Raw genomic sequence first — 17249 nt, 5'->3', positions numbered from 1 at the left:
TTGTTGCCGTGGCCGGGTCGTGTCACTCGCCTGTGGACAAGTGCGAGGGGAATGCCGGAGTTTGCCCCGTTGTGCCGGGCCGACTGTTGCCGTACGGAGACGACTAGGCCGGGTCGATCTCGCGCAGAAGACCGGTCGTCACGTCGAAGACGAAGCCCCGGACGTCGTCGGAGTGCAACAGGAAGGGGGAGGTCCGCACCCGCTGCATCGACTGCCGGACGTCCTGGTCCACGTCGCGGAACGCCTCGACCGCCCACGCCGGCCGCTGGCCGACCTCGTCCTCCAGCTCGTGCCGGAAGTCCTCGGTGAGCGATTCGAGACCGCAGCCCGTGTGGTGGACCAGCATGACGCTGCGGGTGCCGAGCGCCCGCTGGCTGATCGTGAGGGACCGGATCACGTCGTCGGTGACCACACCGCCCGCGTTGCGGATGGTGTGGCAGTCGCCGAGTTCGAGACCCAGGGCCGCGTGCAGGTCGAGACGGGCGTCCATACAGGCGACGACGGCGACGCGCAGCACGGGCCGCGCGTCCATTCCGGGGTCGGTGAAGTCGGCGGCGTAGCGCTCGTTCGCCTCGACGAGGCGGTCGGTGACCGTGTCGGCGGTGCGTACGGCGTCGGCAGAGGGGTGCGCGGATGTCGACATGGTTCCGACGTTAACGGGCACAAGGGCGCCGGGCCTGCTGTGAGAGGGGACAAAGAACGCCATTGAGGCTTGTTGTGAGCTAACCCACAGATGGGGGAAGCCGGGCCCCGAACGAGTGAGCCGTCCGGAATGTCCCACCGGTCCGCCGGCGCCGTGCGACGCGCCAGCCGGTTGATTGACCGGCGGGTCACGTGGACTAAAGTGACGCGAAGTTCACGGAGACATCGAGCGATTTCCGCGGTTTCTCCCCCGTGTGTGCGGCGGTACCTACGGCTCGAATCCCTCCCGCTCGCGCTCCTCCCGCTCGCGCGGCAGCCGGTGCGGGGCGGGAGCCCGGCGGTACGTACCACCGCGCCGGATCTGAGAGGGCGCATTGAGCAACGACCGACACGTCCCGGTGATGCTCCAGCGGTGCCTGGACATGTTGGCCCCCGCACTGGAGCGCCCCGGCGCGGTCGTCGTCGACTGCACCCTGGGCCTCGGCGGCCACAGCGAGGCACTGCTCCGGCGCTTCCCCGAGGTGCGGCTCGTCGCCCTCGACCGGGACAAGGAGGCGCTGCGCCTCTCCGGCGAGCGCCTCGCCCCCTTCGGGGAGCGCGCCACGCTCGTCCACGCCGTGTACGACGAGCTGCCCGAGGTCCTCGACCGGCTCGGCATCCCCACGGTCGACGGCGTCCTCTTCGACCTGGGCGTCTCCTCCATGCAGCTGGACGAGGCCGACCGCGGCTTCGCCTACGCGCAGGACGCCCCGCTCGACATGCGCATGGACCAGACGACCGGCATCAGCGCGGCGGAGGTCCTCAACACCTACCCCGCCGGCGAACTGGTCCGCATCCTGCGGGCGTACGGCGAGGAGAAGCAGGCCAAGCGCATCGTCTCCGCGGTCGTGCGCGAGCGCGAGAAGGAACCCTTCACCAACAGCGCCCGGCTCGTCGAGCTCATCCGCGACTCCCTGCCCCAGGCGGCCAAGCGCACCGGCGGCAATCCGGCCAAGCGGACCTTCCAGGCCCTGCGCATCGAGGTCAACCGCGAGCTCGACAGCGTCGAGAAGGCGATCCCGGCGGCCGTGAAGGCCCTCGCCGTCGGCGGCCGGGTCGTCGTCCTCTCCTACCAGTCGCTGGAGGACCGCATCGTCAAGCAGGTCTTCGCGGCCGGCGCCACGACCACCGCGCCGCCCGGGCTCCCGATCGTCCCGGAGAAGTACCAGCCGCGCCTCCAGCTCCTCACCCGCGGCGCCGAGCTCCCCACCGAGGAAGAGGTCGCCGAGAACCGGCGCGCCGCGCCCGCCCGGCTCCGCGGCGCGCAGCGCATCCGGGAGGACGTGCTGTGAGCACGGCGAAGGGGCCCCTCAAAGGGCGGGCCGCGCGGCTCGGACGGCTCATGCCGTCGGGGCCCAGCTCGGCCGCCCGTACCCCCTTCGTCCTGCTCGTCTTCGTGCTCCTCGGCGGCGGGCTCATCGCCCTGCTCCTGCTGAACTCGGCCCTCAACCAGGGCTCCTTCAAGCTGCGCGAGCTCAAGGACAGGACCACCGAGCTCACCGACGAGGAGCAGGCGCTCCAGCGGGACGTGGACGACTACGCGGCCCCCGACGCCCTGGAGCGGCGGGCCCGCGAGCTCGGCATGGTCCCGGGCGGCAGCCCCGCCTTCCTCGGCCCGGACGGCAAGGTCCTCGGCGAGCCCTCGACCGCGGTCGCCCCGAAGCCGAGCCCGAGCCCGAGCGCGAGGCCGACCCCGCCCGTCGCCTCGAACCCACCGCCGAACACGGCCGCGGCCACGTCCCCCACTGGCGGAAGCCCCACCGGCACGGCCCAGGCGGACACCGGCCCAGGCTCCACGGGCACCACTCCCACCGGCGGAAGTCCCACCAGTCCGGGCCCCACCGGGGCCGGCCCCGTACGGACAGTGCCCACACCCGCCTCCCCTACTACCTCCGGCAGGTGACCGAGCAGTGCCCTCCAAGGAGCCCCCCCGCCGCCGCGTCCCCGGACCCGCCGGAGCCGCCCGGCCCGCACGCCCCCGGCCCGCCTCCGCCGGAGCCCGCCCCTCCCGGCCCGCCGCCTCGCGCCCCGCTCCGCGCCCGGCCGCGAAGCGCCCCGCGCCCCGGCCCCCGGCCCGGCAGCCCCGCACCATCCGGCTCGGCAGCCCCCGGCCCCGGCTCCGGCTGATCTCCCTCGGCCTGACCCTCGTCATGCTGGTCTTCGTGGTCCGGCTGCTCCAGGTCCAGGCCGTCGACGCCAGCGCGTACGCCGCCAAGGCCGACAAGTACCGCTTCCAGGACTACACGCTCTCCGCCGAGCGGGGCGAGATCACCGACCGCAACGGCATCGCGCTCGCCGCCAGCGTCGACGCGTACGACATCACCGCCGACCCCAAGCTCTTCACGCCCGAGGAGTCCAAGGTCCCCGACGCGCCCGAGCAGGCCGCGGCCCTCCTCGCCCCGATCCTCGGCAAGGAACCCGCCGAGCTCGCGAAGAAGCTCCGTACCCCCAAGTCCCGCTACACCCTGCTCGCGCGCAAGCAGACCCCGCAGGTCTGGAACCAGATCAAGGACCTCAGGAAGGTCTACGGGGAGAAGGCCCGCGCCAAGGGCGGCACCGGCGTCAATCTGCTCGGCGGCATCCTCAGCGAGCCCAGCACCAAGCGCGTGTACCCGAACGGCGAGCTCGCCGCCGGGATACTGGGCTACGTCAACGCCGAGGGCAAGGGAGCCGGCGGCGTGGAGTCCATGCTCGACCCGGAGCTCGCCGGCAAGGACGGCAAGGTCCGCTTCACCGAGTCCGGCGGCCGCCAGGTGCCCACCGCGGGCTCCCAGGGCACCCCCGCCGTCCCCGGCTCCGACATCGAGCTCACCATCGACCGGGACATCCAGTGGGCCGCCCAGCAGGCCATCACCGACCAGGTGAGGAAGTCCAAGGCCGACCGCGGGTACGTCGTCGTGCAGAACACGAAGACGGGCGAGGTCCTCGCCATGGCCAACGCCCCCGGCTTCGACCCCAACGACCTCTCCGCCGCCAACGCGGCCTCCATGGGCAACGCCGCCCTCCAGGACGCCTACGAGCCCGGCTCCACCAGCAAGGTCATGTCCATGGCCGCCGTCCTGGAGGAGGGCAAGGCGACCCCCGACACCCACGTCACCGTCCCCAACCGGCTCCACCGCGGCGACCGGCTCTTCAAGGACGACATCGACCACAAGACCTGGTACCTGACCCTCAACGGCGTCCTCGCCAAGTCCAGCAACATCGGCACGATCCTCGCCACCGGCCGGCTCGGCGACACCCAGGCCGAGGCCAACCGGGTCCTCCACACCTATCTGCGCAAGTTCGGGATGGGCAGCCCCACCGGCCTGGACTTTCCGGGCGAGACCCCCGGCATCCTCGCCAAGCCCGAGGCCTGGTCCACCTCGCAGCAGTACACGATCCCCTTCGGCCAGGGCCTCTCCGTCAGCGCCATGCAGGCCGCCTCCGTGTACTCGACCATCGCCAACGGAGGCGTACGGATCGAACCGAGCCTCGTACGCGGCACCAAGGGGCCCGACGGGCGCTTCGCCGCGGCCCCCGCGCCCAAGGAGTCCAGGGTCGTCAGCGAGAAGACCGCCAAGACCCTCGCCCAGATGCTGGAGTCCGTCGTCGACGACCGGGAGGGCACCGGCACCAGGGCCGCGATCCCCGGCTACCGGGTCGCGGGCAAGACGGGCACCGCCAACCGCGTCGACCCCGAACTCGGCCGCTACAAGGGGTACACCGCCTCCTTCGCCGGCTTCGCCCCCGCCGACGACCCGCAGATCACCGTCTACTGCGCCATCCAGAACCCCACCAAGGGCAGCTACTTCGGCGGCCAGATCTGCGGACCCATCTACAAGAAGGTCATGGAGTTCGCCCTCAAGACCCTCCACGTCGCCCCCACGGGCGGCGAGCCCGCCCGACTGCCGGTCTTCTCCGACCGCACCCCGTGACCCTCCGGGAGCACCAGTGACAACGATCACCCCCCATTCCGGGAACCGGAAATCGAACTCCGGCGACGCCCCGGGCTCTTTTGGCCCCGCACAGGGTGCGCCCGGTACGCTCACCGCCGTGCCACACGCTGATCAGTACCGAACCACCCCGCCCCGGCCGCAGCAGGCCCGCCCGACACCCCTGGGCGACCTGGCCGCACAGCTGGGCGTCGACACCCCCGGCGCCGGCTCCGACCCCGTCGCCATCACGGGCATCACGCACGACTCCCGGGCCGTACGCCCCGGGGACGTGTACGCGGCCCTGCCCGGAGCCCGCATGCACGGCGCCGACTTCGTCGCCCAGGCCGCCGGACTCGGAGCCGCCGCGGTCCTCACCGACCCGGCGGGCGCCGAGCGCGCCGCCGCGACCGGCCTGCCGGTCCTCGTCGTCGAGAACCCGCGCGGCCGGATGGGGGAGCTCGCCGCCGAGATCTACGGACGGCCCGGCGCCGATCTCCTCCAGATCGGCATCACCGGCACGTCCGGCAAGACCACCACGGCGTACCTCGTCGAGGGCGGCCTGCGCGGCGCCGGACGGTCCACCGGTCTCGTCGGCACCGTCGAGATGCGCATCGGCGACGAGCGCATCAAGTCGGAGCGGACCACCCCGGAGGCCACCGACCTCCAGGCGCTCTTCGCGGTCATGCGCGAGCGGGGCGTCGAGGCGGTCGCCATGGAGGTCTCCAGCCACGCCCTCGTGCTCGGCCGGGTCGACGGCTGCGTCTTCGACGTCGCCGTCTTCAACAACCTCAGCCCGGAGCACATGGAGTTCCACTCCGACATGGAGGACTACTTCCGGGCCAAGGCCGCGCTCTTCACGCCCGAGCGCAGCAGGCTCGGCGTCGTGAACCTCGACGACGCGTACGGCCGCAGGCTCGCGAAGGAGGCGACCGTACCGGTCGTCACCTTCTCCGCCGAGGGCCGCGCCGACGCCGACTGGCGCGCCGAGGACCTCGTCCTCGGCTCCCACGACTCGACGTTCACCGCCGTCGGCCCGCAGGGCGAGCGGATCTCCGCCACCGCACCGCTGCCCGGCCCGTTCAACGTCGCCAACACCCTCGCCGCGATCGCCACCCTCGCCACCGCGGGCCTCGAAGCGAAGAGCGCCGCCGACGGCATCGCCGCCGTCCCCGGCGTACCGGGCCGCCTGGAGCGGGTCGAGGCCGGCCAGCCGTACCTCGCGGTCGTCGACTACGCCCACAAGACGGACGCCGTCGAATCGGTCCTGCGCTCGCTGCGCGAGGTCACCGAGGGCAAGCTGCACGTGGTCATCGGCTGCGGCGGCGACCGGGACACCACCAAGCGCGGCCCGATGGGCGCCGCCACGGCCCGGCTCTCCGACACCGCCGTCCTGACCTCCGACAACCCCCGCTCCGAGGATCCGCTCGTGATCCTCTCCGCCATGCTCGCGGGCGCGGCCGAGGTCCCGGCGGAGGAGCGCGGCGAGGTCATCGTCCTCGCCGACCGCGCCGCCGCCATCGCCACCGCCGTGGCCCGCGCGCGGCCGGGCGACACCGTCCTGGTCGCGGGCAAGGGCCACGAGCAGGGCCAGGAGATCGCCGGGGTCGTACGCCCCTTCGACGACCGCCAAGTCCTGCGCGCGGCGATCCTCGAACAGAACGGCCGGGTCGCCCTGGGGGGCGGCAAGGACACAGCCAGCCACCAGAACAGTCAGGGATGAAGCAGTGATCGCCCTCTCCCTCGCCGAGATCGCCGAAATCGTCGGCGGGCAGAAGCACGACATACCGGATCCGGCCGCCTTGGTCGACGGGTCCGTCGTCATCGACTCCCGCGAGGTGCGGCCCGGCAGCCTCTTCGTCGCGTTCGCCGGTGAGCGCGTCGACGGCCACGACTACGCGGAGCGCGCCGTCGAGGCGGGCGCGGCGGCCGTGCTCGCCGCCCGTCCCCTCGGCGTCCCCGCGATCGTCGTGGACGACGTGCAGACCGCGCTGGGGGCCCTCGCCCGCGCGGTCGTCGAGCGGCTCGGCACCGATGTCGTCGCCCTCACCGGCTCGGCCGGCAAGACCTCCACGAAGGACCTGATCGCCCAGGTCCTCGACCGGCACGCGCCCACCGTGTGGACACCCGGCTCGCTGAACAACGAGATCGGACTGCCGCTCACGGCGCTCCGCGCGAGCGACGAGACCCGGCACCTGGTCCTGGAGATGGGCGCCCGCGGCATCGGGCACATCCGCTACCTCACCGGCCTCACCCCGCCCCGCATCGGTCTCGTCCTCAACGTGGGCACCGCCCACATCGGCGAGTTCGGCGGCCGGGAGCAGATCGCCGAGGCCAAGGGCGAGCTCGTCGAGGCGCTGCCGTCCGCCGAGGAAGGCGGAGTGGCGGTCCTCAACGCCGACGATCCGCTCGTCCGCGCGATGGCGAGCCGCACCAAGGCCCGCGTGATCCTCTTCGGCGAAGCGGACGAAGCGGCCGTACGGGCCGAGAACGTCCTCCTCACAGAGAACGGACAGCCTTCTTTCAGGCTTCACACACCCACCGGGTGCAGCGACGTGACCTTGCGCCTGTACGGTGAGCACCACGTGTCGAACGCGCTCGCAGCGGCCGCCGTCGCGCACGAGCTGGGCATGCCTGTCGAAGAGATCGCCACCGCGCTCTCCGAAGCGGGAACCCTGTCGCGCTGGCGCATGGAGGTCACCGAGCGTCCGGACGGCGTGACGATCGTCAACGACGCCTACAACGCGAACCCCGAGTCCATGCGAGCCGCCCTGCGCGCGCTCGCGTCCATGGGCCGGGCCGCACAGGCCCGAGGGGCTCGTACGTGGGCGGTGCTCGGCAAGATGGCCGAGCTCGGTGACGCATCGCTCGTCGAGCACGACGCGGTCGGACGGCTCGCCGTCCGGCTCAACGTCAGCAAGCTCGTCGCGGTCGGGGACAGGGAAGCGTCCTGGCTGCAACTGGGCGCATATAACGAGGGTTCGTGGGGTGAGGAGTCGGTGCACGTGTCCGACGCGCAGGCGGCTGTCGACCTGTTGCGCAGTGAGCTGCGCCCGGGGGACGTCGTCCTTGTGAAGGCTTCCAGGTCGGTCGGTCTCGAACGGGTCGCGCTGGCCCTCCTCGACACCGAGGGCGAGGTCGCCGGACGATGAGGCAGATCCTCTTCGCGGGGGCCATCGGCCTCTTCCTGACCCTGATCGGCACCCCGCTGCTGATCAAGCTCCTTGCCCGCAAGGGGTACGGGCAGTTCATCCGGGACGACGGCCCGCGCGGCCACGCCGGGAAGAAGGGCACGCCCACCATGGGCGGCATCTCCTTCATCCTGGCCACGCTCATCGCGTACGCCCTGGCCAAGGTCATCACCGGCGAGGACCCGACGTACTCGGGCATCCTGGTGCTGTTCCTCATGGCCGGCATGGGCCTGGTCGGCTTCCTCGACGACTACATCAAGATCGTCAAGCAGCGTTCGCTGGGCCTGCGGGCCAAGGCGAAGATGGCCGGCCAGCTGATCGTCGGCATCGCCTTCGCCGTGCTGTCGCTGCAGTTCGCGGACATGCGCGGACTCACGCCCGCCTCCGAGAAGCTCTCCTTCATCACGGACTTCGGCTGGACCATCGGCCCGGTGCTGTTCGTGATCTGGGCGCTCTTCATGATCCTGGCCATGTCCAACGGCGTGAACCTGACGGACGGTCTGGACGGTCTGGCCACCGGCGCCTCGGTGATGGTCTTCGGCGCGTACACCTTCATCGGGCTCTGGCAGTTCCAGGAGTCCTGTGCCAACGCGGTGACGCTGACCAACCCCAACGCCTGCTTCGAGGTGCGCGACCCGCTCGACCTCGCGGTCGTCGCCTCCGCCCTGATGGGCGCCTGCTTCGGCTTCCTGTGGTGGAACACCTCGCCCGCCAAGATCTTCATGGGTGACACCGGCTCGCTCGCCCTCGGCGGCGCACTGGCCGGTCTCGCCATCTGCTCCCGTACGGAGCTCCTGCTGGCCCTGCTCGGCGGCCTGTTCGTGCTGATCACGATGTCCGTGGTCATCCAGGTCGGCTCGTTCAAGATGACCGGCAAGCGCGTCTTCCGGATGGCCCCACTCCAACACCACTTCGAACTCAAGGGGTGGTCGGAGGTCCTGGTCGTCGTCCGGTTCTGGATCATCCAGGGCATGTGCGTGATCGTGGGCCTGGGCCTCTTCTACGCGGGATGGGCATCGGAGAAGTGACAGAACAGCTCGACTGGAACGGCAAGAAGGTCACCGTCGCGGGGCTCGGGGTCTCCGGGATCCCGGCCGCCCGGGTCCTGCACGGCCTGGGCGCGGTCGTGACCGTCGTCAACGACGGCGACGACGAGCGCTCCCGGGCGCAGGCCGCCGACCTGGAGGCGGAGGGCATCACCGTCCGCCTCGGCGACGGGGCCACCCTGCCGTCCGGCACCGAGCTGATCGTCACCACCCCCGGCTGGCGGCCCGACAAGCCGCTCTTCGCGGCCGCCGCCGAGGCGGGCGTGGAGGTCTGGGGCGACGTCGAACTGGCCTGGCGGCTCAGGGGGCCCGGCGCGGCCCCCTGGCTCGCGGTCACCGGCACCAACGGCAAGACCACGACCGTGCGGATGCTCGCCTCGATCCTGGAGGCGGCCGGTCTGCGGACCGCCGCCGTCGGCAACATCGGGGTCTCCCTCCTCGATGCCGTCCTCGGCGAGGAGCCGTACGACGTGCTCGCCGTCGAGCTCTCCAGCTACCAGCTCCACTGGGCGCCGTCCGTCCGCGTCCACTCCGGCGCCGTGCTCAACCTGGCGCCCGACCACCTCGACTGGCACGGCTCGATGGAGGCGTACGCCGCCGACAAGGGCCGGATCTACGAGGGCAACCAGGTCGCCTGTGTCTACAACGTCGCCGACAAGGCGACCGAGGACCTGGTCGTCGAGGCCGACGTCGAGGAGGGCTGCCGGGCGATCGGCTTCACGCTCGGCACCCCCGGCCCGTCCGAACTGGGCGTCGTCGAGGGCATCCTCGTCGACCGTGCCTTCGTCGAGAACCGGCAGAAGAACGCCCAGGAGCTCGCCGAGGTCGACGACGTCCAGCCCCCGGCCCCGCACAACATCGCCAACGCCCTCGCCGCGGCCGCCCTCGCCCGCGCCTTCGGCGTCGACGCCAAGGCCGTACGGGCCGGGCTGAAGGCCTTCCGGCCGGACCCGCACCGCATCGAACTGGTCGAGGAGATCGAGGGCGTCACGTACGTCGACGACTCCAAGGCCACCAACACCCACGCCGCGGAAGCCTCGTTGGCGGCCTACGACCCGATCGTCTGGATCGCCGGCGGCCTCGCCAAGGGCGCGACCTTCGACGAGCTCGTACAGAAGTCGGCGAAGCGCTTGCGCGGGGCCGTCCTGATCGGCGCCGACCGCGCGCTGATCCGCGAAGCCCTGGCGCGACACGCCCCGGAAGTCCCGGTGGTGGACCTCGACCGGACCGACACTGGGGCGATGTCCGAGGCGGTCCGGGAGGCGGCCCGGCTGGCCCGCCCGGGGGACACGGTGCTCCTCGCCCCGGCCTGCGCCTCGATGGACATGTTCACCAACTACAACAAGCGGGGCGAGGCCTTCGCGGACGCTGTCCGCGCCCTCGCCGCCACCGGGGACGCCTGACCTGACCAGTGGGAGGGTCCGGCCGGACCGGGCACGACTGGAGGGGGCAGCGACCATGCCGAGCAAGATCGCCGGGACACGCCGGCCTTCCGCCGTACGCGGCGGAGGGCGGGCCCCAGCGACCCCGCGGCGGACCCGCGGCGGGGGCGTACGGCGGCTCCACGAGCGGGCGCTGAAGGCCTGGGACCGGCCCCTCACCGCGTACTACGTGATCATCGGTGCGGCGCTGCTCGTCACCATGCTCGGCCTGGTGATGGTCTTCTCCGCCTCGATGATCACGGCGCTCCGCTACGACCTCGTGCCCTCCTACTTCTTCCGGAAGCAGTTCTTCGCCGCGCTCCTGGGCACCGGGCTGCTCCTGGCCGCCTCCCGGATGCCGGTGAAGCTGCACCGGGCGCTCGCCTACCCGATCCTCGTCGGCGCCGTCTTCCTGATGGTGCTCGTGCAGATCCCCGGGATAGGGCACTCGGTCAACGGCAACCAGAACTGGATCTCGCTCGGCGGCCCCTTCCAGCTCCAGCCCAGCGAGTTCGGCAAGCTGGCGCTGATCCTGTGGGGGGCCGACCTGCTCGCCCGCAAGCAGGACATGCGGCTGCTGTCCCAGTGGAAGCACATGCTCGTCCCGCTGGTCCCCGTGGCCTTCATGCTGCTCGGACTGATCATGCTCGGCGGCGACATGGGCACCTCGATCATCCTCGCCGCGATCCTCTTCGGTCTGCTGTGGACGGCCGGCGCGCCCACCCGGCTCTTCGTCGGAGTGCTCTCCGTCGCCGGCGCGATCGGTGTGCTGCTGATCAAGACGAGTGACAACCGGATGAAGCGCTTCGACTGCATCGGAGCGACCGACCCCGGCGGCGAGGGAGCCCCCTGCCTCCAGGCCGCGCACGGAATCTATGCTCTGGCCTCGGGCGGATGGTTCGGTTCCGGGCTCGGTGCCAGTGTGGAGAAATGGGGCCAACTCCCCGAAGCGCACACCGACTTCATCTTCGCGGTCACCGGTGAGGAACTCGGTCTCGCGGGGACGCTGTCGGTAGTCGCCCTGTTCGCGGCTCTAGGCTATGCGGGTATCCGCGTGGCCGGACGCACGGAGGACCCCTTCGTGAGGTACGCCGCGGGAGGCGTGACCACCTGGATCACGGCGCAGGCCGTGATCAACATCGGTGCGGTGCTCGGCTTGCTGCCGATCGCCGGAGTCCCGCTCCCGCTGTTCTCGTACGGGGGGTCGGCCCTGCTGCCGACCATGTTCGCCGTCGGGCTCCTCATCGCCTTCGCGCGACAGGATCCCGCCGCGAAAGCGGCCCTGGCCATGCGCCGCCCCGGTTGGGGTAAGCGGGCCGGGGTGAGATGGAAGTCGATGCGACGGCGCGTCAAGAAGCGCCCGTCCGGAGAGCGGTGAATTTCGGTGCATGTCGTACTCGCCGGCGGGGGGACCGCCGGCCACATCGAGCCCGCGCTGGCCCTCGCGGATGCCCTGCGCAGGCAGGACCCCAGCGTGGGGATCACAGCGCTGGGCACGGAAAAGGGTCTGGAGACCCGACTCGTGCCCGAGCGGGGCTACGAGTTGGCGCTCATCCCCGCCGTACCGCTGCCCCGCAAGCCCACCCCTGAGCTGATCACCGTCCCCGGGCGGCTCCGCGGCACGATCAAGGCCGCCGAGCAGATCCTGGAGCGCACGAAGGCCGACTGCGTCGTCGGCTTCGGCGGCTACGTGGCGCTGCCCGGCTATCTCGCGGCCAAGCGCCTCGGGGTGCCGATCGTGGTCCACGAGGCCAACGCCCGGCCCGGCCTGGCCAACAAGATCGGCTCGCGGTACGCGGCCGGGGTCGCCGTCGCCACCCCGGACAGCAAGCTCCGCAACGCCCGCTACATCGGCATCCCGCTGCGGCACACCATCGCGACCCTCGACCGGGCGCGGGTGCGTCCCGAGGCGCGCGCCGCCTTCGGGCTCGACCCGAACCTCCCGACGCTGCTCGTCTCGGGCGGCTCGCAGGGCGCCCGGCGGCTCAACGAGGTCGTCCAGCAGATCGCCCCGGTGCTCCAGCGCTCGGGCATCCAGATCCTGCACGCGGTCGGCCCGAAGAACGAAATGCCGCGCGTCGACAACATGCCCGGTATGCCGCCCTACGTGCCGGTACCGTACGTGGACCGGATGGATCTCGCGTACGCCGCGGCCGACATGATGCTCTGCCGCGCGGGCGCGATGACCGTCGCCGAGCTCTCCGCCGTCGGGCTGCCGGCCGCGTACGTCCCGCTGCCCATCGGCAACGGCGAACAGCGGCTCAACGCCCAGCCGGTGGTCAAGGCCGGCGGCGGACTCCTCGTCGACGACGCGGAGCTGTCGCCGCAGTGGGTGCAGGGCAACGTCCTGCCCGTACTGGCCGATCCGCACCGGTTGTACGAGATGTCCCGCGCCGCCGCCGAGTTCGGCCGCCGGGACGCCGACGACCTGCTCGTCGGCATGGTGTACGAGGCGATCGCCGCCCGCCGACAGGCGTAGCGGCGACGAAAGGCGGAAGCGTGGCAGCCGGATCGACGACCGCCGAGAAGAGCGGCGCGAAGCAGCCGAAGGGGTCGTCGGAGCGGCCGTCCCGCACGGGCACCCGGAATCAGCGGTTCCGGGTGCCCGCCACCCGCGTACTCCTCGTCGTGCTCGGCGTCGTCGCGCTCACGGCCGGCGTGATCTGGGCGCTCTACGGATCGACCTGGTTCCGTGTGGAACGTGTGAAGACTTCCGGTACGGGGGTTCTGACCCCCCGTGAGGTCGAGGCGGTCGCCGCCGTTCCCACGGGCGCCCCGCTCCTCTCGGTCGACACCGAGGCGATCGAGGCGCGGCTCCGGAAGGAACTCCCGCGCATCGCGTCGGTCGACGTCGTACGGTCCTGGCCGCACGGAATCGGTCTGAAAGTGACGGAACGGAAGCCCGTTCTCCTGCTGGAAAAGGGCACGAAGTTCATCGAAGTGGACGCGACCGGCGTCCGGTTCGCCACCGTCGACACCGCCCCCCGGGGTGTTCCCCATCTCGTCCTCGACACCGCCTCCTCGCCCAGCCTGCGCCGATTCGACGCGGACCGGCTGTTGGGCGAGGCGGTCCGCGTCCGGGGTGAACTCCCGGAGGAAATCGCCCGGAACGCTCGTGTCGTCCGCATCACCTCGTACGACTCCGTCACTCTGGAACTGACCAAGGGGCGCACCGTCCTCTGGGGGAGTGCTGAGCACGGCCCGGTGAAAGCCAGGGTGCTCACCGCTCTCATGAAGGCGTCGCCCAAAGCGGGGCACTTCGATGTAAGTGCCCCCACGGCACCCGCTTCGTCCGGTAGTTGACGGACATCACCGCTGGCCAGCACCCTGGTTGGCCAGCGCTCCGGGTGATCACATAGGGTGAAAAGAAAAACGGGAGGTTCGGCGTGTTCGTTGAACGTGCGCCGCTTGTCGACTTAGTGTCCTGTTCGGAAGAGTCCAGCGAACAGAGACACTGGTAACCCTAAACTTCAACGTTAGGGTTTGGGTCGGCGTTCCGGACCGCCCCAATCGGCATCCGTCGTCGCAGCGCGACCAACCACCGCGTAGCAGGCGACACGTAACTCGAGGCGAGAGGCCTTCGACGTGGCAGCACCGCAGAACTACCTCGCAGTCATCAAGGTCATCGGTGTCGGCGGCGGTGGTGTCAATGCCATCAACCGAATGATCGAGGTCGGCCTCAAGGGCGTCGAGTTCATCGCGATCAACACCGACGCGCAAGCGCTGTTGATGAGCGACGCCGACGTCAAGCTCGACGTCGGTCGTGAACTCACCCGCGGCCTGGGCGCCGGGGCGAACCCGGCCGTCGGTCGCAAGGCGGCAGAGGACCACCGTGAGGAGATCGAGGAGGTCCTCAAGGGGGCCGACATGGTCTTCGTCACCGCCGGAGAAGGCGGCGGCACCGGCACCGGCGGCGCACCCGTCGTCGCCAACATCGCGCGCTCGCTGGGCGCCCTGACGATCGGTGTGGTCACCCGGCCCTTCACCTTCGAGGGCCGGCGTCGCGCCAACCAGGCGGAGGACGGCATCGCCGAGCTCCGCGAAGAGGTCGACACCCTCATCGTCATCCCGAACGACCGACTGCTCTCGATCTCGGACCGTCAGGTCTCCGTGCTCGACGCGTTCAAGTCGGCCGACCAGGTGCTGCTGAGCGGCGTCCAGGGCATCACGGATCTCATCACCACCCCGGGTCTGATCAACCTCGACTTCGCCGACGTCAAGTCGGTCATGTCCGAGGCCGGATCCGCCCTGATGGGCATCGGCTCCGCCCGTGGCGACGACCGCGCGGTGGCCGCCGCGGAGATGGCGATCTCCTCGCCGCTCCTGGAGGCCTCCATCGACGGCGCCCGTGGCGTGCTGCTCTCCATCTCCGGCGGCAGCGACCTCGGTCTCTTCGAGATCAACGAGGCCGCGCAGCTGGTCAGCGAGGCGGCCCACCCCGAGGCCAACATCATCTTCGGCGCCGTCATCGACGACGCCCTCGGCGACGAGGTCCGGGTCACGGTCATCGCGGCCGGCTTCGACGGCGGCCAGCCGCCGGCCCGCCGGGACAACATCATCGGCTCGGTCGCGGCCAAGCGCGAGGAGCCGGCTCCGGCGCCCCGCATCAGCGAGCCCTCCCGTCCCATGGGCGGACTCGGCACGGTGGCCCCCCGCGAAGAGCCGGTCTCCGTCCCGGTCGAGCCGGTCCCGGCCGTCAACGAGACCCCGCTGACGCCGGCCCCGCCGGTCGTCCCGCCGGCCCGTCCGTACGCGGACTCCCAGGCCGAAGAGCTGGACGTCCCGGACTTCCTGAAGTGATAGGGAAGTACTTCGACGCGAACGGCGCGCATTTCGCCTTCACCGACAGGTGGGGCGGGGTGAGCGCCGTTCCGTACGAGGAGCTCAACCTCGGCGGCGCGGTCGGGGACGACCCCGAGGCCGTACGGACCAACAGGGCGCTGGCCGCTGGCGCCCTCGGGCTAGACCCGGCTCGGGTCGTCTGGATGAACCAGGTCCACGGCGCCGATGTCGCCGAGGTCGCGGGCCCGTGGACCGACGAGGCCGTCCCGGCGGTCGACGGTCTGGTGACCGCGGCCCGCGGACTCGCCCTCGCCGTCCTCACCGCGGACTGCGTCCCGGTCCTGCTCGCCGATCCCGTCGCCGGGATCGTGTCCGCCGCCCACGCCGGGCGGCCCGGACTGGTCGCCGGAGTCGTCCCCGCCGCCGTCGAGGCCATGATCGGCCTCGGCGCCGACCCCGCCCGGATCGTCGCCCGCACCGGCCCCGCCGTCTGCGGGCGGTGCTACGAGGTGCCGGAGGCGATGCGCGCCGAGGTCGCGGAGACCGAGCCCGCCGCCTGGGCCGAGACGAGCTGGGGCACCCCGGCGGTCGACGTCGTCGCCGGCGTGCACGCCCAGCTCGAACGGCTCGGCGTCACGGACCGGCAGGCCAGTGAGGTCTGCACCCGGGAATCCGGTGACCACTACTCGTACCGCCGCGACCGCACCACCGGGCGACTCGCGGGATATGTCTGGTTGACCCAGGAAGAGACATGACGGACCGGAAGTCGCAACTCGCCGAGAATCTGGCTTTGGTGGAGGAGCGCATCGCAGCCGCCTGTGCCGCCGCCGGGCGCGCGCGGGAGGAGGTGACCCTCATCGTGGTCACCAAGACCTACCCCGCGAGCGATGTGCGCATGCTGCACGAACTGGGCGTGCGGCATGTCGCCGAGAACCGGGACCAGGACGCCGCCCCCAAGGCCGCCGCGTGCGCCGACCTTGATCTGACCTGGCACTTCGTGGGCCAGTTGCAGACCAACAAGGTCCGTTCCGTGGTGGGTTATGCCGATGTGGTGCAGTCTGTCGACCGATTGAAGCTCGTTTCCTCTCTCTCCGCGGCCGCGGAGAAGGAGGGACGGGAGCTCGGCTGCCTGCTCCAGGTCGCGCTCGACGCCGAGTCCGGGGAGCGCGGCGCCCGCGGCGGCGTCTCGCCGGAGGGTGTCGAGGAGTTGGCCGCCGCGGTGGACGCCGCCGCCGGACTGCGGCTCGACGGCCTGATGACCGTCGCGCCGCTCTCCGGTCCGTACGCGGGCAGACAACGCGCCGCCTTCGACCGGTTGATGGATTTGTCGACTGCCCTGCGCGCGACCCGTCCGGCTGCGAACATGGTGTCGGCAGGGATGAGTGCGGACCTCGAGGAGGCCGTCGCTGCCGGGGCGACACACGTACGCGTCGGTACGGCGGTACTCGGTGTCCGCCCGAAGCTCGGGTAACGTCGCGAAGCAAGTCGGACCACAGCAGAAAATATGGTCATTCCGCAGAACGGCGGGGTGGCTCGTGGATCGCTGGCACTTGGTGACGAGGCCGATCCACCACAGAGCGGAGGACTCAGAGAATGGCCGGCGCGATGCGCAAGATGGCGGTCTACCTCGGCCTCGTGGAGGACGATGGGTACGACGGCCGGGGTTTCGATCCCGACGACGACTTCGAACCCGAGCTGGAGCCGGAGCCCGAGCGCGAGCGGCGCCACACCCCTCCGCGACAGATGGAGCGCGAGGAACCGGTGCGCGTGGTGCAGCCCCCGGCGCCCCGGGAACCGATTGCTCATTCTGTCCCGGTACTCGCCGAAAGCGGACGTCCGGCCCGAATTGCCCCCGTGGCATCCATCACACCCGAACGCCCGAGCCTGGAGAAGAACGCACCGGTGATCATGCCCAAGGTCGTGTCCGAGCGGGAGCCCTACCGCATCACCACGCTGCACCCCCGGACCTACAACGAGGCCCGTACCATCGGGGAACACTTCCGTGAGGGCACCCCGGTGATCATGAATCTCACGGAGATGGACGACACGGATGCGAAGCGACTTGTCGACTTTGCCGCCGGACTCGTCTTCGGGCTCCATGGCAGCATTGAGCGCGTGACGCAGAAGGTGTTCCTGTTGTCGCCTGCTAACGTCGATGTCACGGCGGAGGACAAGGCCCGGATCGCTGAGGGCGGATTCTTCAACCAGAGCTGAGAA

General features: G+C 71.0%; 15 protein-coding genes. 14 read left to right on the top strand and 1 reads right to left on the bottom strand.

Annotated elements, in window-relative coordinates; all coding sequences use genetic code 11:
* Positions 1-103: 103 nt before the first annotated feature.
* Positions 104-643: a carbonic anhydrase gene (locus tag ACIBG6_RS25195; RefSeq protein ID WP_317594314.1), complete on the bottom strand. Its 540-nt coding sequence runs from the start codon at positions 641-643 to the stop codon at positions 104-106.
* A gap of 373 nt (positions 644-1016) precedes the next feature.
* On the opposite strand from ACIBG6_RS25195, the gene rsmH reads away from it, so the two are divergent.
* The 14 genes from rsmH (at position 1017) to ACIBG6_RS25125 (ending at position 17246) form a co-directional block, all read left to right on the top strand.
* The gene (rsmH, locus tag ACIBG6_RS25190; RefSeq protein ID WP_399224823.1) at positions 1017-1973 is read left to right on the top strand and encodes a 16S rRNA (cytosine(1402)-N(4))-methyltransferase RsmH; all 957 of its coding nucleotides are present in this window, start codon (positions 1017-1019) and stop codon (positions 1971-1973) included.
* Positions 1970-2584 (top strand): hypothetical protein, encoded by a 615-nt coding sequence (locus ACIBG6_RS25185; RefSeq protein WP_399224822.1) that lies wholly within the window; start codon positions 1970-1972, stop codon positions 2582-2584. The genes rsmH and ACIBG6_RS25185 overlap by 4 nt, the downstream gene beginning before the upstream one ends.
* 7 nt (positions 2585-2591) lie before the next feature.
* Positions 2592-4595 carry a peptidoglycan D,D-transpeptidase FtsI family protein gene (locus ACIBG6_RS25180; protein ID WP_399224821.1) on the top strand — a complete coding sequence of 668 codons (2004 nt, stop codon included), beginning with the start codon at positions 2592-2594 and terminating at the stop codon, positions 4593-4595.
* Between the two features lie 16 nt (positions 4596-4611).
* The gene (locus ACIBG6_RS25175; RefSeq protein WP_399224820.1) at positions 4612-6315 is read left to right on the top strand and encodes a UDP-N-acetylmuramoyl-L-alanyl-D-glutamate--2,6-diaminopimelate ligase; all 1704 of its coding nucleotides are present in this window, start codon (positions 4612-4614) and stop codon (positions 6313-6315) included.
* A 4-nt stretch (positions 6316-6319) separates the two neighbouring features.
* Positions 6320-7744 carry a UDP-N-acetylmuramoyl-tripeptide--D-alanyl-D-alanine ligase gene (gene murF, locus ACIBG6_RS25170; RefSeq protein WP_399224819.1) on the top strand — a complete coding sequence of 475 codons (1425 nt, stop codon included), beginning with the start codon at positions 6320-6322 and terminating at the stop codon, positions 7742-7744.
* Positions 7741-8811 carry a phospho-N-acetylmuramoyl-pentapeptide-transferase gene (mraY, locus tag ACIBG6_RS25165; protein WP_399224818.1) on the top strand — a complete coding sequence of 357 codons (1071 nt, stop codon included), beginning with the start codon at positions 7741-7743 and terminating at the stop codon, positions 8809-8811. Before murF ends, mraY begins: the two co-directional genes overlap by 4 nt.
* On the top strand, positions 8793-10232 hold the full coding sequence (murD, locus tag ACIBG6_RS25160; RefSeq protein ID WP_399224816.1) for a UDP-N-acetylmuramoyl-L-alanine--D-glutamate ligase: 1440 nt from the start codon (positions 8793-8795) through the stop codon (positions 10230-10232). Before mraY ends, murD begins: the two co-directional genes overlap by 19 nt.
* A gap of 55 nt (positions 10233-10287) precedes the next feature.
* The gene (gene ftsW, locus ACIBG6_RS25155) at positions 10288-11628 is read left to right on the top strand and encodes a putative lipid II flippase FtsW (RefSeq protein WP_399224815.1); all 1341 of its coding nucleotides are present in this window, start codon (positions 10288-10290) and stop codon (positions 11626-11628) included.
* 6 nt (positions 11629-11634) lie between these two features.
* On the top strand, positions 11635-12729 hold the full coding sequence (gene murG, locus ACIBG6_RS25150; protein ID WP_266890857.1) for an undecaprenyldiphospho-muramoylpentapeptide beta-N-acetylglucosaminyltransferase: 1095 nt from the start codon (positions 11635-11637) through the stop codon (positions 12727-12729).
* A gap of 20 nt (positions 12730-12749) precedes the next feature.
* On the top strand, positions 12750-13553 hold the full coding sequence (locus ACIBG6_RS25145; protein ID WP_399224814.1) for a cell division protein FtsQ/DivIB: 804 nt from the start codon (positions 12750-12752) through the stop codon (positions 13551-13553).
* Between the two features lie 282 nt (positions 13554-13835).
* Complete coding sequence (ftsZ, locus tag ACIBG6_RS25140; RefSeq protein WP_399224813.1) at positions 13836-15050, top strand: cell division protein FtsZ; 1215 nt, start codon at positions 13836-13838, stop codon at positions 15048-15050.
* Complete coding sequence (pgeF, locus tag ACIBG6_RS25135; protein ID WP_399224812.1) at positions 15047-15787, top strand: peptidoglycan editing factor PgeF; 741 nt, start codon at positions 15047-15049, stop codon at positions 15785-15787. Before ftsZ ends, pgeF begins: the two co-directional genes overlap by 4 nt.
* Positions 15784-16503: a YggS family pyridoxal phosphate-dependent enzyme gene (locus ACIBG6_RS25130; protein WP_399224811.1), complete on the top strand. Its 720-nt coding sequence runs from the start codon at positions 15784-15786 to the stop codon at positions 16501-16503. Before pgeF ends, ACIBG6_RS25130 begins: the two co-directional genes overlap by 4 nt.
* 122 nt (positions 16504-16625) lie before the next feature.
* The gene (locus tag ACIBG6_RS25125; RefSeq protein WP_317594302.1) at positions 16626-17246 is read left to right on the top strand and encodes a cell division protein SepF; all 621 of its coding nucleotides are present in this window, start codon (positions 16626-16628) and stop codon (positions 17244-17246) included.
* The last annotated feature ends 3 nt before the right edge of the window (positions 17247-17249 follow it).

It is taken from the genome of Streptomyces sp. NPDC050842 (assembly GCF_044456565.1).
Taxonomy (GTDB): Bacteria; Actinomycetota; Actinomycetes; order Streptomycetales; family Streptomycetaceae; genus Streptomyces.
The sequence above is the reverse complement of the archived record's forward strand: the minus strand, read 5'-3'. Positions and strand labels throughout refer to the sequence as shown.

What these genes read in the sequence shown, in the direction of transcription:
- ACIBG6_RS25195 (WP_317594314.1), bottom strand. Translation starts at nt 643, where the DNA reads ATGTCGACATCCGCGCACCCCTCTGCCGACGCCGTACGCACCGCCGAC.
- mraY (WP_399224818.1), top strand. Translation starts at nt 7,741, where the DNA reads ATGAGGCAGATCCTCTTCGCGGGGGCCATCGGCCTCTTCCTGACCCTG.
- murD (WP_399224816.1), top strand. Translation starts at nt 8,793, where the DNA reads ATGGGCATCGGAGAAGTGACAGAACAGCTCGACTGGAACGGCAAGAAG.
- ftsW (WP_399224815.1), top strand. Translation starts at nt 10,288, where the DNA reads ATGCCGAGCAAGATCGCCGGGACACGCCGGCCTTCCGCCGTACGCGGC.
- ACIBG6_RS25130 (WP_399224811.1), top strand. Translation starts at nt 15,784, where the DNA reads ATGACGGACCGGAAGTCGCAACTCGCCGAGAATCTGGCTTTGGTGGAG.
- ACIBG6_RS25125 (WP_317594302.1), top strand. Translation starts at nt 16,626, where the DNA reads ATGGCCGGCGCGATGCGCAAGATGGCGGTCTACCTCGGCCTCGTGGAG.